Genomic DNA, 24,440 nt, shown 5'->3' on the forward strand with positions numbered 1-24,440 from the left:
GTGGGTATTATATTTTTATTGGTTATTAATGTGATTTGTATTTTTGTTTGTTACTTTTTCGCTAAGTGGCGTAAAGTTAATCCGAAGTACTGGGCAGTTATGGGAGCCATTTTAGGGCCATTAGCGTTACCATTCATCCTGTTTGCTAAAGTCGAAAAAAAATCAACTAACGATACCGTTAGTTGATTTCATTTAATAATTGTTTTAATCGCTGTTTGGTGAGTTGAATAAAACAGCTTTTATATTCAATAGCAGCACCAGAGCCCGGCATCATGGTTTGATATCTATATTGGCAATTAGCTTCTCTATATATTTTAAAAGCATCTAATGCACGATTAAATGCCTCTAATGCATCAATTCTACCTGTTACGGTTGCAAGTTCTTCAAGTTGAGCCGTTCGTTGATTGACGTAATAATTAAATTTTTGATTGAGGTTTTTTATTTTAATGTCTAAACATTGAGATAGAGCGACTTGATTATTTGTACTGTGCTGACACTTTAAAATGGGATCATTTGGATTAGCGCTTAGCTGAAAGCTAAAGGTCACTAATGACAAATACGCTAATGACAAAAGCATATTCAAAATATTATTATTCATCATTAGCGACCTTGTTTTTACGGATTTATTAGGCTGGTAATACCTTTTTATATGGTTTTACCGTTACCTTGTTGTATACGCCTGCTGCAACATAAGGATCATCGTCAGCCCAATTTTGAGCATCTTCTAAACTATTAAATTCTAAAACTAATAAAGAACCAGTAAAACCTGAACTGCCAGGGTCTTCACTGTCTATTGCGGGACAAGGGCCTGCAACAATAAGGCGCCCTTCATCTTGCAATTGTGTTAATCGAGCTATGTGTTGATCGCGAACACTTAACCGAAGTTCTAATGAATTAGGAACATCTTCACTGTAAATCACGTATAGCATAATTGTTTACTTCTCTATTTTATCTTGAGTTGAACTTTCAGCTTCATCTTGAGGAATGTATTTATATATCGACATTATTGAAACAATCGCAAAAGCAAAAGTTAATCCTGTTAAACCAAATACTTTAAAGTTAACCCACGTTTCTTGGTCAAAACTAAAGGCGATATATAAATTCAAAAAAGCACAGGTAAAGAAGAAACCTACCCACGCCAAGTTGAATTTACTCCAAATTGCATCTGGTAATTTAAGCTGTTCACCCATAAAGCTTTCTAATAGGTTTTTATTAAATGCGTATTTACTGACTAAAAGTGCAACACCGAAAAAGCCATTAATGATGGTAACTTTCCATTTAATGAAGGTATCGTCATGGAAAAATATGGTTAAGCCACCAAATACCGCAATTAAGCCAAAGAAAATCCAATGTCTGTTTAAGATAGGTTTACCTGTCGCTTTCATCACAACTAAATGTAATGCTGAAGTGACAATAAGTGCACCGGTGGCAATAAAAACATCAAACATTTTGTAAAATACAAAAAATACGATAAGCGGAATATATTCGAAAAAAGCAACCATTTGGACAGATACACTATTAATTTAAATTAGTTTTATTCTAACTAATCTTAGTATGGCTTACTAGAGGTGTAGGGCAGGAACAGTAAGTTTTATTTGGCTAGTTATCTTGGTTCAAAATACCAACCGCTATATCCCTAAGTAAGTGCTTGTCGATACGGCCTTTATTGGTGGACTCTATTTTATTAGGATGCTTAATATCTTTCCAAAATGTAACCTTACCGCCGATGTTAATTTTTACAAAATTATCATCGTTGGCAGGTAAATTTAAAAAGTTAAGTAATTCTTGATAACTGCCTTGTGATGCAACATTTAAATGCAGTAAATCGTTAGGTCTATTTTTAAAATATTGCTCTACGTTGCGTTTATGATCTAAATAGCATTGCTCAAGAAAATTACTTTCTTTAAGTTTTTCAATGCTAAAAGGATTAAATATATTAGTATAACTCTGCTTGATTATCGGGTTAAAGCCACCATCTTGACGTGCAACATTAGTGTGCATTCTTAACAATAATTGTTGTATTGAAGGGATCCAGTCTGCTAAGTCACGCTCAAGATAAATAAACTTAGAATTAGGAAAGGCAAGATCAAGTTCTTTAAAATGATAAAACACCGGAGCATCAGCAATAACTTGCGCGTTCTGCAAGCAATTAAAGGTATAGCAGGTATGGGCAACCTTAAAGCCTAAATCAAGCATGGCGACACAAATACTTGTTGTCGCCGTTCGAGGTAGGCCGATAATGAATATTTTCCCTGTAGTAGACATTAAGCGTTGTAGCCAAAGGGGTCATCAATAGAGTGTGCTGGCTCAGTAAACCATTTAGGACCATCTTTTGTTATGTAAAAATGATCTTCATGACGTATGCCAAATTCACCTGGGATACAAATCATCGGTTCGTTGGAAAAACACATACCAACTTCTAGAGGTGTTTGATCATTTAACACTAAGTATGGCCATTCATGAATATCTAAACCAATACCGTGTCCAGTACGGTGTGGTAAGCCAGGAATATTATAATCAGGGCCAAAGCCAGCAGTTGCAAGGTAGTCTCTTGCTGCTTGGTCTGCTGCAGAACATGGTCGCCCAACTTGTGCGGCTTCAAACGCTAAACGTTGAGCTTGTTTTTCATTGTTCCATACTTGAGTTTGACGTTCACTTGCGATGCCATATACATAGGTACGCGTAATGTCTGAGTTATAGCCTTCTAACTGGCAGCCGGTATCAATCAGAACCACATCATTTAATTCTAATGCCTTAGGGGTAGCAACACCGTGTGGGTAGGCTGAGTCTTCGCCAAACAGAACAATACAAAAGTATGAACCAGCAGGCGCGCCAACTCGTTTATGAGCTTCATTAATGAACGCCTCTACCTCCTTCGTCGTGATGCCTTCATGCAATATTTTTGCTGCCGCTTTGTGCACTTCTAACGTCATGTTCTTAGCACGTTGTAATAACGCTATTTCTGTAGTCGTTTTACACATTCTGCAGCCAGCGGTTACTTCTTTAGCATCAATTAAATTAAGGTGCGGTGCAGCCTTGTTTATACCATTAGCAATAAAGAATGCGGTAGATTCATCAATAGCGATGTTACCTGCAGTGATATCCATTGCCGCTAACGTTTCAGCAAATGTTTGAAAAGGGCTAATGTGCTCATGCCAACTACTAACACCACCTTTAATTATCATAAACTGTTCAAGGGTGCTTATTTCAAAATGTGGGGCAATATAGACAATATCACCTTTAGCCGGAATAATTGCACCCACCATGCGCTCTGATGCGTACCAACGAGTTCCAGTGAAATAATAAAGGTTTGTACCTGCATTTACGTAAGTTGCAGCAATATTATTTTCTTGCATAATCTGTTGGGCTTTACTGATACGTTGTTGATATTCATCAAGTGAAATTGCTTGAATATCAGCAGTCATAATTGTTAATTTATTTAACTGTTCTGTTGCAGTTGAGCCGCCAATGCCGTTGTTCATCATAGCTTGAAACTTCTGTTAATTATTGATGAAAAGAAAGTAGCGTAGAATTAATGCCAAGTCCATTAAAATAAGGATAAACATCAATATTAGAAAAATCTAATATAAGTGTTTTATATAAAGTAACTATTTACTATAATGGCGAAATATTAAGTAGAAAACAGGATTTTTAATGTTAAAAACAATCCCCGAGATTTTAAAAGAAGTAAGTAAAAATATCAGAAAGCTTAGCGCTGAACAGGCTAGCGTTGAATTAGCTGAAAACAACGGTTTGCTCATTGATGTGAGAGAGCCTGCTGAATATGCTGTTAGCTCGGCAACTGGTGCTGTTAATATTCCACGCGGTCTATTAGAAATGAAAGTGCTCGAGTTAGTAAAAGAAGAGAACACACCTATTTATTTACATTGTGCTTCTGCTGCTAGAGCAACGTTTGCTGCAGAGTCTTTAATGCGAGTAGGGTATACAAATGTTACCGTTATAAGCTGTAAGTTTGACGTTATTGAAAAATCTTTAAATCCTTAAAGCCTTAAAGCCTTAAAGCCTTAAAGCCTTAAAGCCTTAAAGCCTTAAAGCCTTAAAGCCTTAAAGCCGTAATGCTATAAGGCATGCCGTTTGAACCCTTACAGCCTTGAACCCTAGCAATCTTTACCTAAAACTATCGTTAATCGTTCCTAATACTCGCTCACCAGGGCAAAGTAGGTCTTGTTTTACCTGGTTCATTGGTGTGTCAGCGGTGTTATTCAATTCATGAAAAGTGCTTGCTGTAGGGTCTAAATACAGTAAGCCAGTTAATATTTCACCGCGTTGTTTATGCTCTTCTACATCGGTCATTGCTTTTAAGCGGTTTGATGTATCATAGTCTTTATCGAGCTTATGAATACGTAATATCGATCCATCATGCAAACAAATGTCTTCAAATTCGCCTTCTGGAATTTGCGCTGTAATTTCTTCTCTAGTAGGCACGAAATCGGTCACAGCCCCCGTTGTTACATGCTCTTGTACATAGTCATAAGAGCGTGTAGAACCAGGATGATTATTAAATGTAACGCAAGGTGAAATGATGTCGATAAAAGCAAATCCTTGATGGGCAATTGCCGCTTTTATAATTGGCACTAATTGAGCTTTATCACCAGAAAAGCAGCGTGCCACAAACGATGCACCAAGTTGTAAGGCCATGGTACACAAATCAATGTCATTAAATAGGCTAGTATCACCAACTTTATTTTTAACGCCTCTGTCAGATGTGGCAGCAAGTTGACCTTTGGTTAGGCCGTAAACACCGTTATTAGCAACCATGTAAACCATGTTGAGTTGGCGCCTGACGACATGAGCAAATTGACCTAAACCTATAGAGGCACTATCACCGTCACCTGACATAGCTAAATAGGTTAAATCTTTATTGGCCATATTTGCGCCGGTCGTCACCGATGGCATTCTGCCATGCACCGTATTAAAACCATGGGAGTTACTTAGGAAATAAGTTGGAGCCTTAGAAGAGCAACCTATGCCTGACATTTTAGCAATTTTGTGTGGTTCAATAGATAATTCGGCACATGCATGAATAATGGCGGATGAAATAGAGTCATGACCACAACCCGCGCACAGGGTTGATATTGCCCCTTCGTAATCACGATAAGTTAAGCCTAAATCATTAACTGGCAGTGCTTTATGTCTGAATTTAGATTTTGCAAAGCTCATACTACACAACCTCCTGGTTAGGTATTTGTTGTTCTATCTCGTGAATAATGTCAGAGCTTATTTGTTTAGCTGTTATCGATAAACCATCAAAACATAGAACTGGCGTCAAACGGTTTGGATCTATATTTAACTCAGTAGATATTAGAGTTCGCATTTGCGCATCACGGTTTTGCTCTATCACAAAAATTTGCTCATGCTGGTCAATAAATTTTTCTATCTCGCTACCAAATGGAAAGCCTTTTATTCTCATTAAATCAACGGGTATTCCTTGTTTATGGAGAATATGTTTTGCTTCACTTATTGCTTGCGCAGTGCTGCCATAGTAAATTAATCCTATCTGCGTGTTTTGCAATCCTGATGATATTTCTGCTTTTGGGATCAAAGTAGCAGCAGTAGAAAATTTACGCTCTAATCGCTCCATGTTTTTTACATAATCAGCAGATTTTTCAGAATAAATGGCATCTTCATTTCTCGATGTGCCACGGGTAAAGAACGCCCCTTTATTTGGATGAGTTCCAGCGAAAGTGCGATAACATATACCATCACCGTCAACATCACGGTAACGTCCAAAAGACTCCATATTGTCTAATTCTCGTATAGATAGCACTTTACCCAGATCGTACTTTTGTTTGTCATTCCAGATGAATGGCGCAGATAAATGATCATTCATGCCTAAATCTAAATCACTCATAATGATCACCGGTGTTTGCAATCTATCACTTAAATCAAAGGCTAGTGCGCTATGCTCAAAACACTCAGATGGAGATTCTGGAAATAATAAAACATGTTTGGTATCTCCATGGGAAGCATATGCACAAGCTAATACATCTGACTGTTGAGTTCGCGTTGGCATACCAGTTGATGGACCCGCGCGTTGAATATTGATCAATACTAGAGGGATCTCGGCAAAATAAGCCAAGCCTAAAAACTCTGCCATTAATGATATACCCGGACCACTGGTGGCGGTAAAGGCGCGAGCCCCATTCCAGCCCGCACCTATTGCCATACCAATGGCGGCTAATTCATCTTCAGCTTGTACTATGGCAAAATTCTTCTTACCAGTTGCTGGGTCTATCCTTAAGCGCTGGCAATAACTGGCAAACTTCTCAACAACTGAAGTAGAAGGAGTGATAGGATACCAACCAACAACGGTAGCACCACCATAAACGGCGCCTAATCCAGAACCTGTATTACCATCGACCATAATACGGTTGCCAATAAGATCGCGGCGTTCGACTTTATAATTAAGCGGACAAGAAAAGTTGTTATTTGCATATTGAAAGCCAAGCTCTAACGCATATACATTAGGGGTTATTAGTTTTTCTTTACCTTTAAATTGATCGCCAACTAAGGTTTTTAATACACCAAATTCAATATCAAGCAATGCTGCTAACGCACCAACATAAATGACGTTTTTAAATAATTGTCGCTGTCGTGGATTTTGAAATTCTTTTAAACATATGGCTGAAATAGGGATGCCAAGATAATTTATATCATCTCTTAATAATTGCTCTGGAATTTGTTTTGATGAATCAAATAGTAAATAGCCACCAGGTGCAACATCTTCAATATCAGCAATAAAACTTTGTGCGTTCATCGCGACAATAATTTCTGTTTTACCACCGCGCCGTCCTAAAAATTCATTTTCATTGAGCCGAACTTCATACCAAGTAGGCGAGCCTTGAATATTTGAAGGGAAGATGTTTTTAGCACTAACTGGAATGCCCATACGCATAATTGCTTTCGCAAACATGTTATTAGCACTGGCAGAGCCAGTACCATTAGTATTAGCGAACTTAACAACAAAATCATTTACTTTGCTTGTTGTATTAATCGTTGCGGCGTTGTTATTGATCATTTTATTGTCGCCTCTATATTATCAAGCGTAAGCTTTTGCATATCCCATGCTCCCGTTGGACAACGCTCTGCACATAATCCACAGTGCAAACACATATCTTCATCTTTCACCATAATATTGCCGGTTTTGAGATTGTCTGAAATAAAGTAGTCCTGTTCATCGGTAGCTTTATCTACCTTGAGTTTACCTTTCAACAGTTCTTGTGGGGGCGTATTGTTATCATTAATATCAGCAATAAAATTGATGCAGTCGGTAGGGCAGATATCTTCACATGCTGAGCATTCAATACACGTGCTTTCAGTAAATACTGTTTGTACGTCACAATTTAAACAACGGCTGGCTTCTTCTAACGCTAACTTTTCATCAAAGCCTAACTCAACTTCTGTTGCTAGCTCTTTAACCGCATCTTCCCAACTAATATGTGGTACAAGATTGCGGTTATCATGATCGATAATATTGGTATAACTCCACTCATGCATGCCCATTTTTTGGCTAACAAGGTTGAAATTACTGTCTGGTCTTTTTGTAGGAACTTTTCCCTGACAAAATAAATCGATAGATATCGCGGCTTTATGACCATGAGCAACGGCAGTGATGATGTTTTCTGGGCCGTAAGCTGCATCACCACCAAAAAATACTCTATCAATACTCGATTGTAATGTTTCCTCATTTAAACAAGGTTGATCCCAATCGTTAAAATCTAAACCTATATCACGCTCTATCCAAGGAAAGGAAGTATCTTGTCCTATTGCAACTAATACTAGATCACACTCTGCTAATAATGTATTTCCGGTATTTTTAAGTACACGCTTGCCGCCTCTGTCGTAAAACGATTCAACTTCATCAAACAATACGCCTTTTAACTTACCTTTTTCAATGACAAATTCTTTCGGTGTATGGTTAACAATAATGTCGATACTTTCAGCTTTCGCATCTTCCTTTTCCCAAGGTGAGGCTTTCATTGCTTCATAACTTGAACGTACAATTACTTTAACGTCAGTTGCGCCAAGCCTTTTCGCCGTTCGACAACAATCCATAGCAGTGTTACCACCACCAAGTACAACGACTCGTTTCGGCGCAGATTCATTATGACCAAAGCTAACATTAGATAACCAATCTATGCCAATGGCTATCTGTGGCTTAGCATCTTCATAACCAGGAATGTTTAAAGCGCGGCCTTTTGGTGCACCAGTACCAACGAATATCGCATCATAATTGCTTTGTAATAGTTTATGCAGGCTAGTAATAGGGGTGCCAAAATGGGTTTCAACGCCCATATTAAGGATATAATTTATTTCTTCATCAAGTACAGTTTCAGGTAATCTAAAAGCGGGTATTTGACTGCGCATCATACCACCGCCTTTTATGTCTCGATCAAAAATCGATACACGGTAACCTAAAGGTAATAAATCTCTGGCAACGGTTAATGACGCAGGGCCGGCGCCAATTAGTGCAATATGTTTACCATTATTTTCACTGGGAGCTTTCGGTAAACGTTCAGTAATATCATCTTTATAGTCTGCTGTTACGCGTTTTAATCTACATATGGCTACAGGCTCTTCTTCAACTCGGCCACGTCGACAAGCGGGTTCGCAAGGCCTATCGCATACTCTTCCTAAAACGCCTGGAAATACGTTAGATTGCCAATTAAGCATATAGGCATCAGTATAACGTTTATCTGCAATAAGGCGGATGTACTCGGGGACTGGAGTATGGGCAGGGCAAGCTTGCTGGCAATCAACTACTTTCATGTAATGGTTGTAGTTTGATACATCAGTTTTTTTCAAAGTAACACCATAAAGTTAATAAACTGTTACTTATAATGTACACAATTATTTCAAATAATTAAGTATTTCTTTGAAATATTTTTAAAGTCATACCTGATATTAAACTGACGAAAACAGCGAAGCCTATTCCTGTGGCGATTGCGGCAATATTTAATGGAATTGTTAACTGATAATCTTGTAAAGTTGCTCTGGCAATCTCTAAATCTAATTCAATAATAAAGTAATAAATTTGTAAAAAATAATCTGATTCAAATAAATGAGAAACATGTTTAGTTAATAATGAGATACGGTCTATTAAATCAAATACCACATCACCAGCAGCGTTTATACCCGGGTCACTATTCATTTGATAACGTCGTACCAATAATAAAATATCACCTTGGTAATGTTGGTCGGCAATATACTGATATTTTTGTAGTTGATATTGCGCTTCAGCTAAGTGACCAGATATACGTTGGCCGTATTGCTGGATAAAGCCAGGCAGCTGCATGGCAACTACTGCATTTACAGAAAACAATATTTTATCGAATGTGCTACAAATAAATCTCAACATATCATGCCGTTACAATGAGCCTTAGTAATTATAGTAACTTACCAATACGTATTAGCAAGTTTATGTATTGCCTTTGAATTAAATTTAAAATCTATTGGTAAGTGTTTAGGGTAAGTTGTTAAACTAGGAACTTGTAAACTACTTCCAATCAAGAATTCTATGTACAGCAATCAACAAGTCATTAATCAATGTAAACAATGGGTCGATAAAATCATTATTGGGTTAAACTTTTGTCCCTTTGCTAAAAAAGAGTTTGTCCAAAATACTATTGCCTATCCGGTAATTCGAAATGTTGATTTAGCGACGGCACTGCAATCATTGCTTGATGAGTGCAAACGTTTAGATAAGCACCCAGAAATTGAAACCTCTTTAGTAATCTATCCAGAAAATTTTCAATACTTTTACGATTACTTAGAGTTAGTTAACATGGCTGAAAACCTTATGGTGGCAGAAGGTTATGAAGGTATTTATCAAATAGCGTCTTTTCATCCTGATTATGTATTTAACGGTGTGGATGAAGATGATGAAAGCAATTTTACTAACCGATCACCATTTCCTATTTTACATGTTATTCGTGAACAATCGATGGAAAGGGCGGTAAACGCTCATCCTGATCCTGAAGGCATTCCGGATCGCAACATCGAATTATGCTATGAAAAAGGCAGTGATTTTTTTAAACAATTTCTGTTAAGCATAAGTAAAGAAAAATAAAGGATATTGAACATGGACTTTAGTCACTATTACGCTGAATTTTTAACGATTGCTTTGGTACACTTTTTGGCCGTTGCCAGCCCAGGTCCAGATTTTGCTGTTATCGTAAAACAAAGTTTAACCCGTGGTCGCCGCACCGCTATTATCACTAGCTTTGGCGTTGGCAGCGCGATACTTTTACATGTCACTTATTCATTAGTTGGTATCGGTTTACTAATTGCCAGTGATCCGATGTATTTTACCGTTCTATCTTACGTAGCAGCTGCTTATCTAAGTTATATAGGCATTCAAGGCCTTAGAGCTAAACCTAATAGTGGCCACAGTGATGATAAATTTGCGAAAAAACAGCAACAAAGCGGCACTAAAGCATTTTTTACCGGATTTTTAGTGAATGGTTTAAATGTAAAAGCCACATTATTCTTCGTATCGTTATTCTCTTTAGTGATCTCGCCTCAAACACCAACGCTTGTACAAGCATTTTATGGCGGGTATATGGCATTAGCTACGGCTGCTTGGTTCTGCTTTTTATCGATTATGTTAACTATTGGCAAATTTAGAGCGAAGCTATTGCAAAAGGCTCATATAATTGATCGCTGTATGGGCATAGTTCTTATCGCCTTAGCCGTTAAAATAATTGTCGGTTAGCCAAAAACACATAACTCATTACAAACTTAACCATACTTTGCTAATCAATTTGTTGATTACTTTGGTATAATCATTTCCATATTCCCAAAAGAAAATCATTATTGTGCAAGAAAAAAGATTCGTTGAAATAGGTTCCAACCTTGATAAAGCAGTTCAAGGTGATTATAAATTAGATGTTCAAGCGATTTTTAAGGAAGGTTGGACTTTAACCAAAACCAATAAGCAAGCGATATTATCAGGATTGGTATTTGTCTTTTTAATGGGCATTATTATAACTATGGTTGCCGCCGAGTATATGGGCGGTATTGAAACGGTTATGCAAAACAATCAATCGCAAGTGGCAATAAACTTAATCATTACAGTATTATTATGGCCCTTTATTGCAGGTATTGAAATGATGGGCATATCTCATGCCGTTGGCATTAAAACCCGTACAGGGTTTGTGTTTGCATTTTTAAAACGCAGCGCCTATACCGCTATTACAGCACTTATTATCGCAAGTATTACTTCCATAGGTTTTTATCTTATTTTACCCGGCATTTATCTAGCAGTAGCTTTATCATTAACAATTCCACTTATTGTCGAAAAAAATATGTCACCAATAAATTCTATTGTTTTATCGTTAAAAGCAACCCGATTCCAATGGTTTAAATTATTACAAATATACAGCTTACTTCTGTTGGCTGCATTGTTGTCTTTATTGCCGGGTTTTATCGGTTTTCCACCAATAATTGCTATGGTCATATTTTTTGTCGCCATGGGCTTTTTAGCGCCACTTTATTACAATATTAAAGGTATATTGTATCGTGAAATTTTTGGCGTTCGTATGCAGGTTATAGGCAAACCTGGCGAACAAGACACGTTCTTTTCTGCCTAATTCGAATGTGCATAAAGAAATAAGAAGGATCTTATAATGGTTAGCCCAAATAGAAAAAAACATAATACAATTAAAGGTGTATTACTTATTGCCATTTTTATGATGGCATTATTTCCTTTCATTTTTATCAGTGAAACTGATGTATTTATTAGCGATCATAAAATAGAAGATAGACCTGCAAAAAAGCTTAATAAACTTGTTGTCGTTGAAAAACCTTTACATGATGTACAGTTGCCTGACTTTATTGCTATTAAAGATATTCCTACTCGTAAGCAGCAATTCTTCAATTTTTTAAAGCCAGCAATCGATCATGAAAATAGCAAACTTGCTAAGCGTCGAGCAAAAGTAATTGCAATTTCAGCCGCGATAACCTCGCAGCAAACCTTAACTAAAAAACAACTTAAGTTTCTTACCAAATACGCTGAAAAGTATAAGTTAAAAAATACCTCTTCATCAGTAGCTATTGTTGAGCAATTGCTATTGAGAATAGATCAAATTCCAAGGGAACTTGTGTTAGTACAAGCAGCGAATGAGTCTGCGTGGGGCAGTTCTCGCTTTGCTCGCATAGGTTTAAATTTTTTTGGCATGTGGTGCTTTAAGAAAAATTGTGGCTTGGTGCCAAAAGGCAGGGATTCAGGATTAAATCATGAGGTTGCGGCTTTTGATGATTTAGAACAAATGGTTAATCATTATTTTCATAATATTAATACCAACCAAGCTTATGATTTATTCAGAACGATCAGGGGCCAGTTAAGAGACCATGGTATTGAACTTCGTCCAGATGTACTAGCCACAGGTTTACTACCGTATTCAGAGCGAGGCATGGATTACATTGTTGAGATTAATACTATGCTCCGTCACAACCATAAATATATTAAAGCGTAAATAAATTATATGAAACAAACTGCAAAGAAACCAACACCAAGTAAACTCAGTTCAATTAATAAATGTATTGCCGCTGGCGTACTATCACTTTGTACATTTGCTAGCCAAGCGGTAGATCTAGAGTATAAAGGTTTTTATCAGCGCTTAGACTTAATAAAAGAGCATAAACTTGATCAAATTACCATGGGCTTTTACTTAGTTGATTCTTATAAAAGAACACGTTGTGAACTAGTTAATGCAACAATGCTAGCGCAAGGTAAAGAACCTGCACAAATTGAAATAGCTAGTGATGGTCAGCTATTAGTGCCGTTATCGCGTGAGTTATACGACAAGTTCGCTTTGCTTCGAGTAAAATTAAAAGATGAATACCAAAACTGCATTTTGCAGATGCAGATGCAAGTTAAAGACAAAACAAAAACGGACTTTAGCTTTAGTGAATTAGCGCTAATAACAAAACAAATGCAAGAACTGGTTGACGAGTTCGGTTCATTTTTGTGGTTTATGATGCCTAACGTTAATGGCTTGCATATTGAGCTTAGCCGTGCGGAGAGCATTTCTTACATCGATGATGAATTGAAAAACTCTTTAAACTGTGAACAAAACAAATGTAAATTAAATATTGATCAAGATAATCAATCTACTGAAAAAGCGATAAGCTTTGATTTACCTCCAACCGTTATTTCGCCTTGGATTAAAGACGATTAAAATTAGAAAAAGTACGCCGTCATCCTGTGCGAGTATAAGCGAGACACGGGATCTCTTGACGCATATAGCGGTTAATAAAATTAAATTTATTTAGTCTCAATATAACTGGTGGAGGTCCCCGATGTCGCTTGAGCTCCTCGGGGATGACGTGGTGTAAGTTAACAAATATAGCGTTGTTTTTTATGTTAACGCCACGTAGTGGCATATGTAGAAATGCGCAGCAGATCTATTTAAAGATGAACTTTAACCATTGCACTAAATACTGATTCTGTATCAGGGAAAGTTAAACCAAACTTGTTAACCCAGTACGAATATTCAAATCCTGCTTCAAATTTCTTTGGAACGCCAAAGTATTTACCAATATCCATTCGTAACTGTGGATTAAAGTGAAAATCAGCAGTGTGTGTTTCTTCTGCAGACGACCAATCAATGTAACCATCAAACATAAAGTCTGCATTACCTAGGCTAAATGGCAATCCCCAAACAACAGTAAGCTGATTGTCGTTATCAATATTTTCATTGTTTACTTGGTAAAGGTTTATATTAAAAAATGCAAAACCAGGAAGCTTTAAATCAGCACCTACACCAACTAAGTAATTATCAAAACTCTGAGAAAAGAATTCGTTTTCATAGGTATCATGTTCCCAAGTTGTTGCCAAAAAGACATCAGTTACAATACCAAATTCCATTTTAGAACCCGTAGCGTAACTAAGGCTTAAACGAGGAGACACTTCTGTATAAGTTTCTTTTGTTTCTGGGTGGCTTGAATCAGACTTAAAGTTTAAACGGTCAGCAAACATGAACAAGTCGCCCCAATTGTGGCCTGATGCATGCTCTAAAGTTACTACTGTTACGTCATCGTTTGTATCAACCTCATATTCACTAAGGTTTTTTAATAGTGATATTGAGTTATCACTCCAGTGCATCTCCGCCTGAGCGTTAAATGCGACTAACGATGAACCTGCTAATAATACAGATGATAATACTTTTATTGTTTTATTCATGATTTTCCCTGAAATATATGAATGTTATAAATTATTTTGGGTATTTAAGATGGCAAGCTCATCAATATAATTTGATTTTAAGCTTGCCTAATAATTTGTAGTGATGAATTACATAAATGCGAATTTACTAACGAATAACGCTGCTAAAAACCATACGCTTGGACTTATATCAGCAAAACGGCCACTAAATATACGTACAGCTGTATAACTAATAAATCCAAAAGCTATACCATCGGCAATTGAGAATGTTAAGGGCATAGTCACTAAAATAACAACTACAGGCACTGCATCCAACAAGTCATCCCACTTAACGTGGACTAAACCGCCAATCATTAATACACCAACGAAAAATAATGCACCGGCTGTTGCATAAGCTGGGACCATGCCTGCTAATGGCGAGAAGAAAAGCGCAGCTATAAATAATAGACCAACGGTTACTGCAGTTAAGCCTGTACGGCCACCTGCGGCAACACCTGCGGTACTTTCAACATAACTTGTTGTCGTTGATGTACCTAACATAGAACCGGCAATAGTCGCCGTTGAGTCTGCTAGTAATGCTTTTTTCAAGCGAGGCAGGTTACCATTGTCGTCCAATAAGTTACCTCGATGAGCAACAGCAATTAATGTACCCGATGTATCGAACAAATCGACAAACAAGAAGGCGAATATTACGCTGATCATACCGATTTCAAAAGCACCAGCAATATCTAATTGGGCAAGGGTTGGCGCCAGTGATGGCGGCATAGACATGATGCCATTATAAGTAACATCGCCAAACATAAGACCAAGAATGGTAATGACGATAATAGCGATCATTACAGCACCATTAACATTTAAGCTAACCAAGCCAACGATAAGAAATAAGCCCAGCACAGCCATCATTGGACCAAATGAAGTGATCTCACCTAAAGTAACTAGGGTAGCCGGGCTTGCAACAATAATACCTGAGTTTTTTAACGCAATTAACGCTAAGAACATACCAATACCAGCTGCTATACCAAAGCGTAAAGCATGAGGTATTGAGTTGATTATCCACTCACGTACTTTAAATATACTTAATATGGTAAAAATCACCCCAGAGATAAATACGCCACCTAAGGCAACGTTCCAGGTATATCCAAGTTCCATAACAACGGTGAAGGTAAAGAATGCGTTTAAACCCATACCAGGGGCTAATGCGATAGGGTAGTTGGCATAAAACCCCATAATGAAACAACCAATAGCCGCAGCTAAACACGTTGCAACAAATACTGCTCCTTGGTCCATACCCGTCATTGCTAGCATGCTAGGGTTAACAAAGATAATATAACCCATGGTTAAGAATGTAGTGAAACCTGCCATGATTTCACGCTTTGTTGTTGTACCATGTTCTACTAGCTTAAATAGTTTTTCAAACATTTAAGTTTCTCTCTTATAACATTAGATTTTGATTAACTTATTGATATATTATGCAATTTATCCGGTAAATAGTAGCTAAAATCGTTTAACCACGGGTTATTTAATCAATAACTATTTAATTTCAACAATGTTAACAAGATCACCCTGTTCAAATTTAGGCTGAATAAAGTTAGTTGCAGGTGAGATCTCTTCTTTATCAAAAGCAATATCTCCGCCATTTACGACACCAGTATGCAAATCAACGTTTTTAAAGTCGAATAATTGATGATCAGCTAAATGCGAAGGCACAACATTTTGCATTGCAGTGAAAATAGACTCAGCTCGACCTGGAAATTTAATATCCCAATCGTTCAACATTGCTTTAACATTTTGTCTTTGTAAGTTTGGCTGACTGCCACATAAATTACATGGAATAATAGGGAATTGTTTTAGTGCTGAGAATTGTTTTATCTCTTTTTCTTTACAATATGCAAGGGGGCGAATGACCACATGCTCGCCATTATCGGATACTAACTTTGCTGGCATAGTTTTGGTTTTGCCATTAAAGAACATGTTCAATAATAGGGTCTCAATCATGTCATCGCGGTGATGACCTAATGCTATTTTGGTTACATGTAGCCTTTTTGCTGTACTGTATAAAATCCCTCTACGTAAGCGTGAACAGAGGCTGCAGGTGGTTTTCCCTTCAGGGATTTTATCCATAACAATAGAGTAAGTGTCTTCTTCTATAATGTGGTATTCGACACCTAACTCTTCAAGGTAATTAGGTAAAATATGTTCAGGAAATCCAGGTTGTTTTTGATCTAAGTTAACTGCAACGATATCAAAATGAATTGGCGCAGAAGCTTTAAGCTTTAGCAAAATATCCAACATGGTATAACTATCGGCACCACCAGATAAACACACCATAACCTTGTCACCATCTTCAATCATGTTGTAATCACTGATAGCTTTACCGACGTGATGGCGAAAACGTTTTTCAAGTTTTGCTTGCTGCTGCTTGGCAATTTTAACGTCAGTTTCGTTTAATAACTGATTGGGAGTCTGTAGTGACATGTTGCGTACCGTTTAGTTAACTTTAGGCGCGCATTATACCTAAGCTCCATTATCCTTAAAAGCTTTAATAAAAGCGTATATAAGGATTATTAAAGCTAAATAGTATTATTTAAGGAAAGGCGATTGGTAGCCGTCAGGCTTTAATGCCAATAAATCACAGTTGAGCCTGTCTATTACATGTTCTGCTGTATTACCAATAAGTACAGCAGACAGACCTGTACGGCCAATTGTGCCTAAAATCACTAATTCAGCATCTATTTGTTTAGCGACCTTTTCAATAACATCTTCTGGTAGACCTTCTTCAACGTGTAAATACTGCTCGGCCATGTCAAATTTGTCACCATGTGCTTTCATTACATCCACATGGTGCTGTTTCATTGCATCATTATATTCATTGGCATCAAACTCTGGAATTTCTATAGCAATGTTTATTGGTGTACCTGGATATGAATTAACAAAATGCACATCCGCATTTATCAGTTCAGCTAGATTGATTGCTTCTTCAGAAATTTTGTTATTCAACGATTGATGCTCTTCTTCTTCGCTGCCAGCATTCACAGCAGCTAAGATGTGGCCGTTATCAGGCCATGTATGTTCTTTTACTAACAGCAATGGTACCCAACACTTACGAATAAGATGCCAGTCGGTAGGAGTAAATATTACTGATTGTAAGGTAGGGTGTGCGTGTGTGCTTTTAATGACAACATCAAAATTATTATCTCTTACTTCAGCTAAAATAGCTTCAAAAGGTCGATTATGCCAAATAACCTTCGTTTGAATATCACAATCAAAATCTTCAATTAAATCAGTTAACCAATTTTCTCTACCTTTAACCACAGTTTCACGCATAGCTTCACGTTCTTCACCAGATAGCATTGTAGTCATTTCATAGGAAAAATCATAAATAGATAAAAAGGCGGTGACTTTAGCTCCGGAATGTTTAGCTAAGGTACATGCCCTTGCTAATGCTTTTTGTTCTTCCGTTGTAGGGTCAATAACGACTAATATATTCTGATAACTTTCCATACGTTCACCAATATAAAAATAATTAAGCTGATATAAGCTTAATATGATCTGGCGATTGTTACAAATATGTTATTAAAATTTATTGGAAGTTTATTAATACGTTGATTTAAATCAAAAAATCTATTTGGTATAAATCAACGCATAAATAGGTAGGTAGATGGGATTACTTGGTATAACCGGCCAGCTCAAATAAGCCGTCTTTATCTAGAATTGTAATGAATTTATTCTCGACCTTGATCAAGCCTTCTTTTTGAAAGCGTGTCATTAAACGAGAAATTGTTTCAATGGTTAAACCAATATAGTTACCAATTTCACTACGAGTCATTGGTAAGTTAAATTCAACTGAAGATAAATGACGATTACCTAACCTACGGCCATAGTTAGCAAGAAACGTTGCTAACTTCTCTTCAGCATTTTTTCGATTTAATAACAGCAACATTTCACTATTACATTGTATTTCATTACTCATTAAGCTCATCATCTGAGCTTTAAGTTTAGGGATTTTGCTTGATAGAGTATCAAGTACTTCAAAAGGTATTTCACATACCATTGATGTTTCTAATGCTTTAGCAAAGCTAGGATGGCTCTTCAGTGAAAGGGCGTCAAATCCCATTAAATCACCGGCTAAATGAAAACCAGTAATTTGCTCTTCACCTTGCTCAGAAATAATAAATGTTTTAAACGTACCTGATCTAATTGCATAAAGGGTTTGCAATTGTTCGCCCGCTTTAAAGATTTGGGTGTTTTTTTGAATTGGTTTTTTGCGTTGAATAATATCATCAAGTAAGTTCAACTCTGTTTCATTTAAACTAAATGGTAAACAAAGTTCACTGATACTACAGTTCTGACATTTAATGTTATTTGCAATAGGTATTATTTGCGGCATATTTCTTTACAATCTACTTCCAATGTTAATAGCGGAAGGGTACTAGAATATTTGTTCTAGAGCAATAAATAACGAGTATGAACCGTAAAAAATAAGTAAAATAGCTGTTAATTTACGAATTTGATCAGAGCGTAACATTTGGGTTACAAATTTGAAGCCAGATGCCAAAGTAAGCAAAGCAGGTAATGTACCTAAGCCAAAAGCTAACATGATTAATGCACCGTTGTACCAAGAAGCGCTAGCGATAGACCAAGTTAGCGTTGAGTAAACTAATCCACACGGTAACCATCCCCATACCATCCCCAAAAATAATGACTGTTTTACATTAGTTACCGGTATAAACTTTTTGCTTAGTGGCTGTAAATATTTCCATAGAACTTTACCTATATTTTCAACCTTTGCTAATGCAAATGACCATTTAGCAATATAAAGCCCTAAAAATATCACAAATAATGCGGCTATAACCTTTAACCATAATATAGGAAAACCAAGTGATTTAGCCGCTAACGAACCCGTAAAACCAGCAATAGCACCAGCAACTGCATAAGAGAATATACGGCCAAAGTTGTACGCTAAAATAAGGGGGATATTGGCTTTAGATTTGTCTGCGATTGATGCAGTAAGCATTGTCGTAATGCCTCCACACATGGCAACGCAATGGCCTGCGCCGGCAATGCCAATGAAAAATGCGGATAAAAAATCTAATTCCATAGAATGTTAATGATCAACTTTGTTTGATTTATCATCATTAGGTGATGAGGGTTTACTTTGTTCGATATTTGCATCATCGTCAAACAAAATACTCATCCCTTGCTTTTCTAAATCGTCAAATTGTTCTGTTTTAACTGCCCAAAAAAATAGATAAATTGCAATAGCCGTAAAAATGATAGCAATAGGAATAAGGATATAAATAACGCTCATGGTATATCTACTTTAATAATCTTAATGAATTGGTCACAACAATAATTGAACTTGCTGACATGCCTAATACTGCCATATATGGGGTAATAAAACCACAAACAGCAAGTGGTAAAATAATGGCGTTGTAAGCCAATGCCCAGGCAAAATTTTGTTTTACGATATTAGAGGTTTTCTTCGCTATTTGTTTAAGCCTTAATAGACTTGATAAATGATTGTTTAACAATATGACGTCAGCACCACTTTTAGCTATTTCAGTGCCGCTACCCATTGCAATTGACACATGTGCTTGCGCAAACACCGGCGAATCGTTTACTCCATCGCCAACCATAGCAACGGTTTTTCCTGATTTTTGCCTATCAGCTAGTATCTGTAGTTTGTCATTTGCGCTGCAAGTATCAAAGGTATGATCAAGGCTTACTTGTTGGTTAAAGTTTTTAACTCCGGCTTTGTTATCGCCACTGATCAGCAAGGTCTCAATTTTTGCTAAGCGCATGCTGTTGATTACAGATTTAGTATTATCACGTAAAGTATCTTCCATATAAAACGAAGCCACAAGAATATTGTCTACAGTTAGTAAGCATTGCGCTTTATGATGATGCTCGGCTATTTGGGTGAATTCTTTAACCCAGCTCACTTTACCTATGCATATTTGATGGCCATCTTTGTTGCCTTTAACACCACAGCCAGGTACAACTTCCACATCTTCTACATTGAGATCAAAGTTTCTATATTGGCTGAACGCTTTAGCTAAAGGGTGTTCAGAATGAGCTTCTAAAGCTGCAGCAATAGCTAGTACACTTTCTTTGTCATATTGCTTATTAAGTAAAACCACATCTGTAATAGCAAATTTGCCATTAGTTAACGTACCTGTTTTATCAAAAGCGAAGCAGTCTACTTTTGGCATAGTTTCTAACACGTGGGCATTTTTGATCATTATGCCGTCTTTGTTTAATCTAATTGTGCCACAGGTTAATGCCGTAGGAGTAGCAAGTGAAAGGGCACAAGGGCATGTTGCTACCAATACCGAAAGTGTTATCCAAAATGCTTCATCAGGTGAATGTATTGACCAATAAATTGCAGTAGCAATAGCGGTTAGTAATATTAGCGCGACAAAGTATTGTGCAATTCGGTCAGATAATTGTGCTATGGCCGGTTTATGAGCTTGTGCTGATTCACTTAAGCGAATTAAATTAGTCAAAAAACTGTCTGAATTTGTTTTAACTATTTCTATGGTTAAATTGCCATCGCCATTAACTGTTCCTGCAAATACAGTAGCACCTTTGATTTTTTGTACCGGCGCATGCTCACCAGTAAGCATAGCTTCGTTTACACTCGACTGGCCAGATGCTATTACTCCATCTCCTGGAATAGTTTCACCTGGCTTAACAATAACAAAATCGTTCAACTCTAATTGTTTAGCGCTAATCACTTGCTCTTGCTTTTTATCATTAACAGTGACAAGTTTTGTTGCGGTTAAAGGCATAAGTTTAAGTAAATTAGCCGATACTTCTGCAGCTTTAGCTCGCGCCCTAAACTCTAGATATTTACCAATCAGTAGTAAAAAGGTAAACATTGCTAATGATTCAAAATACACTTCGCCTGATTGGGTAAATGTTGCCCAGGTGCTAGCACAAAATGCTAATACGATTGCAATAGATACAGGAACATCCATTGATAACCTACGTGCTTTCAATGCCGAAATTGCACCGGTATAAAATGGAAAGGCACCAAATACAACGATGGGTAAGGTAAGAACAAAACTTGTACCACGTAAATAAGCCAAATTATGCTCTTCAAGATCACTAAACGCTCCAAAATACAAACCAAAGGCAATCATCATCACCTGCATGGTTAAAATACCGGAAACACCTAGGCGACGAACAAAGGCTTTAGCTTGTTGTTTATTTCGTTGCTCGGCTAAGTTAGCCTTAAATGGTAGAGCTTGATAACCAATTTGGTTTATCGCCGTTAATATATTACTGAGTTTAATCGCATCGTTTTGCCAAACAACCGTCGCACGTTGGGTTGTTGCGTTTACTTGAATTTTAGTAATACCTGGTTTTTGTGATAATTGTTTTTCTATGAGCCAAGCACAAGCCGCACAAGACATACCATCGATAGACAATATGGTTTCTTTGCAATTATCGACGTCAAAGGTAAATTCGCTTTGTAGGTTTTCGTCATCAATAAACTGATTGTTTAATAATGCATCAGGAACTTGTGCGTCAATTTTATTGCCTTTTTCACTACGAAAACGGTAATAGTCTTCTAGGTTATTAGCCACTATTGCTGAAGCAACCGCTTGGCAGCCGATACAACACATGTCTTGTGTTTTGTTGTCGACGACGACAGATAGTGAAAGACCCGGAGGGACTATTTCGCCACAGTGAAAGCAGTCTTTACTATTCATTTAAATGTTTGTTCATTAATACTGTAATTCAAAAGTCGTAAACTGTTGTTGTGGAAGGGCAACGGTCGTTTGCATTTTCCATTTGTTATCAAATGGAGTTACTAGTACTCGCCATTTTCCCTGCACATTTTGATCAAAACTTTGACGCATCCAACCTTTGCCATCAGGGGTTAATTTAACTGTAAAGTCTCGTTCAGCCATAGTCACGTGGTAAAAACTTACATTAAGCACAGGAAATGTTTTTTCAATGCCCGTTGGTTTTAATACCACTTCATTGTTTGTTACCTGCATATCAAAGCGAATACCGAGTTTTTGTGCAAGTTTGTATTTACGAATATCTTGGTTAATGGTTTTGCCTTTTTTATAGTAATCATCGACGACTACGGTATCTGCATTTTTATTAGCAATAAAAAATACTGTCGTCCCGACGAACACTGAAATTAAAGGAAGACCAAAGACTAAATAAGTCCACGGCTCTTTGTACCAAGGTGTATGCATGAAAAAGATCTCTGTTAAGTGATAAACCATTTTATCGTTTCATTAAGAAACAAGAAAGAGGGTGTTACATTAATTAAATTGTTATTTGTTTACGCTATGTTTATCAGCTTAAACAAATAATAACTTTTGCATGGCGATGGGTTTACATAAAACAAAACCCTGTCTAGCCGAGCTATACAGGGTTTTAATTAATTACTAGTTAGTTATTCTTGATTAGATAAACTATATACATAAGCACTAATTACACGCACTTTATCTTCGCCTAAAATACCTTTCCAAGCTGGCATCACACCCGCACGGCCATTAGCGATTGATTGCTGAACTGCACGCTCAGAACCGCCGTATAACCAGATATTATCAGTAAGATTTGGTGCACCTAATGGGATACCCATTGCAGTACTACCAGTACCAGCTGCGCCGTGACAAGCAGCACACATTGCAAACTTAGCTTCACCTTTAGCGGCTAAGGCTGAATCTACTTTAGCTGCGCGCTCAGGGTTCAAAGAAAGTACGTAAGCCGCAACTTCTTTAACTCCTTCTTCACCACCAACCATAGTGTCCCAGGCGATCATGCCTTGCCCTTTACGGCCATGCAAAATTGATTGCTCAATCGTTGCACCATCACCACCATATAACCAGTCGTTATCAACTAGGTTAGGGAAGCCTGTTGTACCTTTAGCATCAGAACCATGACATTGTGAACAGTTTTGTAAAAATAAACGTTGGCCAATTTTTAGCGCTTTTTTATCTTTACTTAATGTTTCTACGTCTTGTTTGGCAAACTCTGCAAAGATTGGACCAAATTTAGCATTTGCCCTGTCAATTTCACGGTCATATTGAACCGCAAAACCAGCTTCTTTCATTGAAGCAACTTGTGCTTTTGAGTCAGCGATGCTCATTACGTCTTGATTAGAACTCTTCCAGCCAAATAATCCCTTGTAGCTACCTAAACCCGGGTATAAAGCTAAGTAGCCAAAGCCCCAAATAATTGTTACTAAAAAGAATGTGCTCCACCATTTAGGAAGAGGGTTGTTCAGTTCTTCGATACCGTCAAACTCATGGCCCATTGATTCCCCTTCAGGAACGCCGGCGAAGTTTGTTAAACACCAACGTAACAGCAACCAACAACCAACTAAGGTGCCTAGTGTTAAAACAGATATCCATACAGTCCAAAATGTAGACATTAATTGTCTCCTTTGTTCGTATTCACTTTGTCGTTTTTATTTTCGTTTTCGTCAAAAATAGAATTAGCTGCTTCATCAAACGATGATTTACGATTTTTGTTATAAGCCCACACTACTATAATGATAAATAGAGCGAAGATTAATACCGTAAAAATGCCTCTTAATAAGCCAATATCCATAATTATTTCAACGCATGACCAAGTGATTGTAAATATGCGATAAGAGCGTCCATTTCTTGAAGACCGTTCTTACCAGTAATACTTTTTGTAGTTGTAAACTCTGAACCAGCGTTCGCAATATCGTCAGCAGAGTAAAGTGGGATAGGGTTGCCATCCGCATCTTTATGGCTACGATTTTTTGTAAGCATGTTAAAAATTTCCATCTTCCTGGCTGATAATTCATTTGACGCTGGTGTTTCAGCTAACCAAGAATACGATGGCATATTAGATTCAGGAACTACAGAACGCGGATCCATTAAATGCGCATAGTGCCAATCATCTGAATAACGTTGACCAACACGGGCCAAATCTGGGCCAGTACGTTTAGAGCCCCATAAAAATGGATGCTCCCATACCGACTCACCAGCAACAGAATAGTGACCGTAACGCTCTGTCTCAGCACGTAAAGGACGGATCATTTGTGAATGACAGTTGTTACAACCTTCACGAATGTAAATATCACGACCTTCCATTTCTAACGCCGTATAAGGACGCAAGCTTTCAACTGGCGTCGTTGTTTCTTTTTGGAAAAACAACGGGGTTATTTCAACTAAACCACCAATACTGATAGCAGCAATTGTTAAGGTAAAGAACCAACCAACGTGTTTTTCTACTTTTTCATGTTTATTTTGCATGG

28 protein-coding genes are annotated in these 24,440 nt (G+C 37.3%); 7 read left to right on the forward strand and 21 right to left on the reverse strand.

Annotated elements, in window-relative coordinates; translation table 11 throughout:
• On the forward strand, positions 1–186 hold the full coding sequence (locus RGQ13_RS08960) for a hypothetical protein (protein WP_348393208.1): 186 nt from the start codon (positions 1–3) through the stop codon (positions 184–186).
• Here RGQ13_RS08960 and RGQ13_RS08965 read toward each other — a convergent pair.
• From RGQ13_RS08965 to RGQ13_RS08985, 5 genes are all read right to left on the reverse strand, one after another.
• Positions 179–601, reverse strand: coding sequence for a lysozyme inhibitor LprI family protein (locus RGQ13_RS08965; RefSeq protein WP_348393209.1), 423 nt, complete (start codon positions 599–601; stop codon positions 179–181). The two genes, RGQ13_RS08960 and RGQ13_RS08965, sit on opposite strands and share 8 nt — an antisense overlap.
• Before the next feature lie 25 nt (positions 602–626).
• On the reverse strand, positions 627–929 hold the full coding sequence (locus RGQ13_RS08970; protein WP_348393210.1) for a YciI family protein: 303 nt from the start codon (positions 927–929) through the stop codon (positions 627–629).
• A gap of 6 nt (positions 930–935) precedes the next feature.
• A complete protein-coding gene (locus RGQ13_RS08975) occupies positions 936–1,502 on the reverse strand; it encodes a septation protein A (protein WP_348393211.1) in 567 nt (188 codons plus the stop codon).
• Positions 1,503–1,599: 97 nt separating this feature from the next.
• Positions 1,600–2,265 (reverse strand): sulfotransferase, encoded by a 666-nt coding sequence (locus RGQ13_RS08980; RefSeq protein ID WP_348393212.1) that lies wholly within the window; start codon positions 2,263–2,265, stop codon positions 1,600–1,602.
• On the reverse strand, positions 2,265–3,482 hold the full coding sequence (locus RGQ13_RS08985; RefSeq protein ID WP_348393394.1) for a M24 family metallopeptidase: 1,218 nt from the start codon (positions 3,480–3,482) through the stop codon (positions 2,265–2,267). The genes RGQ13_RS08980 and RGQ13_RS08985 overlap by 1 nt, the downstream gene beginning before the upstream one ends.
• A 172-nt stretch (positions 3,483–3,654) precedes the next feature.
• Here RGQ13_RS08985 and RGQ13_RS08990 point away from each other — a divergent pair, with 172 nt between their 5' ends.
• Positions 3,655–4,005 carry a rhodanese-like domain-containing protein gene (locus tag RGQ13_RS08990; protein WP_348393213.1) on the forward strand — a complete coding sequence of 117 codons (351 nt, stop codon included), beginning with the start codon at positions 3,655–3,657 and terminating at the stop codon, positions 4,003–4,005.
• Positions 4,006–4,128: 123 nt separating this feature from the next.
• On the opposite strand, the gene RGQ13_RS08995 is transcribed toward RGQ13_RS08990, so the two are convergent.
• From RGQ13_RS08995 to RGQ13_RS09010, 4 genes are read right to left on the reverse strand one after another with little or no spacing between them, the layout of a single operon-like run.
• A complete protein-coding gene (locus RGQ13_RS08995) occupies positions 4,129–5,181 on the reverse strand; it encodes a 2-oxoacid:ferredoxin oxidoreductase subunit beta (protein ID WP_348393214.1) in 1,053 nt (350 codons plus the stop codon).
• 1 nt (position 5,182) lies between these two features.
• The gene (locus RGQ13_RS09000; RefSeq protein WP_348393215.1) at positions 5,183–7,039 is read right to left on the reverse strand and encodes a 2-oxoacid:acceptor oxidoreductase subunit alpha; all 1,857 of its coding nucleotides are present in this window, start codon (positions 7,037–7,039) and stop codon (positions 5,183–5,185) included.
• A complete protein-coding gene (locus RGQ13_RS09005) occupies positions 7,036–8,826 on the reverse strand; it encodes an FAD-dependent oxidoreductase (RefSeq protein WP_348393216.1) in 1,791 nt (596 codons plus the stop codon). Before RGQ13_RS09005 ends, RGQ13_RS09000 begins: the two co-directional genes overlap by 4 nt.
• Before the next feature lie 58 nt (positions 8,827–8,884).
• Positions 8,885–9,379: a DUF2937 family protein gene (locus RGQ13_RS09010; protein ID WP_348393217.1), complete on the reverse strand. Its 495-nt coding sequence runs from the start codon at positions 9,377–9,379 to the stop codon at positions 8,885–8,887.
• Between the two features lie 159 nt (positions 9,380–9,538).
• Between RGQ13_RS09010 and RGQ13_RS09015 the strand changes: the two genes are divergently transcribed.
• The 5 genes from RGQ13_RS09015 (at position 9,539) to RGQ13_RS09035 (ending at position 13,202) form a co-directional block, all read left to right on the forward strand.
• Entirely contained in the window at positions 9,539–10,090 is a 552-nt protein-coding gene (locus tag RGQ13_RS09015; RefSeq protein ID WP_348393218.1) for a DUF1415 domain-containing protein, read from the forward strand.
• A gap of 12 nt (positions 10,091–10,102) precedes the next feature.
• Positions 10,103–10,735, forward strand: a complete 633-nt coding sequence (locus tag RGQ13_RS09020; protein WP_348393219.1) for a LysE family translocator — start codon at positions 10,103–10,105, stop codon at positions 10,733–10,735.
• 103 nt (positions 10,736–10,838) lie between these two features.
• Positions 10,839–11,612 carry a hypothetical protein gene (locus tag RGQ13_RS09025; protein WP_348393220.1) on the forward strand — a complete coding sequence of 258 codons (774 nt, stop codon included), beginning with the start codon at positions 10,839–10,841 and terminating at the stop codon, positions 11,610–11,612.
• A gap of 36 nt (positions 11,613–11,648) precedes the next feature.
• On the forward strand, positions 11,649–12,497 hold the full coding sequence (locus RGQ13_RS09030; protein ID WP_348393221.1) for a glucosaminidase domain-containing protein: 849 nt from the start codon (positions 11,649–11,651) through the stop codon (positions 12,495–12,497).
• A gap of 9 nt (positions 12,498–12,506) precedes the next feature.
• Positions 12,507–13,202, forward strand: a complete 696-nt coding sequence (locus RGQ13_RS09035; protein WP_348393222.1) for a DUF2987 domain-containing protein — start codon at positions 12,507–12,509, stop codon at positions 13,200–13,202.
• Between the two features lie 230 nt (positions 13,203–13,432).
• On the opposite strand, the gene RGQ13_RS09040 is transcribed toward RGQ13_RS09035, so the two are convergent.
• From RGQ13_RS09040 to ccoO, 12 genes are all read right to left on the reverse strand, one after another.
• The gene (locus tag RGQ13_RS09040; protein ID WP_348393223.1) at positions 13,433–14,206 is read right to left on the reverse strand and encodes an outer membrane protein OmpK; all 774 of its coding nucleotides are present in this window, start codon (positions 14,204–14,206) and stop codon (positions 13,433–13,435) included.
• Positions 14,207–14,314: 108 nt separating this feature from the next.
• Positions 14,315–15,604: an NCS2 family permease gene (locus RGQ13_RS09045; protein WP_348393224.1), complete on the reverse strand. Its 1,290-nt coding sequence runs from the start codon at positions 15,602–15,604 to the stop codon at positions 14,315–14,317.
• Positions 15,605–15,715: 111 nt separating this feature from the next.
• Positions 15,716–16,660, reverse strand: a complete 945-nt coding sequence (ttcA, locus tag RGQ13_RS09050; protein WP_348393225.1) for a tRNA 2-thiocytidine(32) synthetase TtcA — start codon at positions 16,658–16,660, stop codon at positions 15,716–15,718.
• 105 nt (positions 16,661–16,765) lie between these two features.
• The gene (gene uspE / locus RGQ13_RS09055; protein WP_348393226.1) at positions 16,766–17,686 is read right to left on the reverse strand and encodes a universal stress protein UspE; all 921 of its coding nucleotides are present in this window, start codon (positions 17,684–17,686) and stop codon (positions 16,766–16,768) included.
• Positions 17,687–17,849: 163 nt separating this feature from the next.
• Complete coding sequence (gene fnr / locus RGQ13_RS09060; RefSeq protein WP_348393227.1) at positions 17,850–18,572, reverse strand: fumarate/nitrate reduction transcriptional regulator Fnr; 723 nt, start codon at positions 18,570–18,572, stop codon at positions 17,850–17,852.
• Positions 18,573–18,614: 42 nt separating this feature from the next.
• Entirely contained in the window at positions 18,615–19,283 is a 669-nt protein-coding gene (locus RGQ13_RS09065) for a sulfite exporter TauE/SafE family protein (protein WP_348393228.1), read from the reverse strand.
• Positions 19,284–19,289: 6 nt separating this feature from the next.
• On the reverse strand, positions 19,290–19,493 hold the full coding sequence (ccoS, locus tag RGQ13_RS09070) for a cbb3-type cytochrome oxidase assembly protein CcoS (protein WP_348393229.1): 204 nt from the start codon (positions 19,491–19,493) through the stop codon (positions 19,290–19,292).
• A 7-nt stretch (positions 19,494–19,500) separates the two neighbouring features.
• The gene (locus RGQ13_RS09075; protein WP_348393230.1) at positions 19,501–21,903 is read right to left on the reverse strand and encodes a heavy metal translocating P-type ATPase; all 2,403 of its coding nucleotides are present in this window, start codon (positions 21,901–21,903) and stop codon (positions 19,501–19,503) included.
• Between the two features lie 15 nt (positions 21,904–21,918).
• Complete coding sequence (locus RGQ13_RS09080; protein ID WP_348393231.1) at positions 21,919–22,401, reverse strand: FixH family protein; 483 nt, start codon at positions 22,399–22,401, stop codon at positions 21,919–21,921.
• Between the two features lie 203 nt (positions 22,402–22,604).
• The gene (gene ccoP / locus RGQ13_RS09085; RefSeq protein ID WP_348393232.1) at positions 22,605–23,585 is read right to left on the reverse strand and encodes a cytochrome-c oxidase, cbb3-type subunit III; all 981 of its coding nucleotides are present in this window, start codon (positions 23,583–23,585) and stop codon (positions 22,605–22,607) included.
• On the reverse strand, positions 23,585–23,764 hold the full coding sequence (locus RGQ13_RS09090; protein WP_348393233.1) for a cbb3-type cytochrome oxidase subunit 3: 180 nt from the start codon (positions 23,762–23,764) through the stop codon (positions 23,585–23,587). The genes ccoP and RGQ13_RS09090 overlap by 1 nt, the downstream gene beginning before the upstream one ends.
• A gap of 2 nt (positions 23,765–23,766) precedes the next feature.
• On the reverse strand, positions 23,767–24,438 hold the full coding sequence (ccoO, locus tag RGQ13_RS09095) for a cytochrome-c oxidase, cbb3-type subunit II (protein WP_348393234.1): 672 nt from the start codon (positions 24,436–24,438) through the stop codon (positions 23,767–23,769).
• Positions 24,439–24,440 lie beyond the last annotated feature (2 nt).

This window comes from Thalassotalea psychrophila (assembly GCF_031583595.1).
Lineage (GTDB): Bacteria > Pseudomonadota > Gammaproteobacteria > Enterobacterales > Alteromonadaceae > Thalassotalea_A > Thalassotalea_A psychrophila.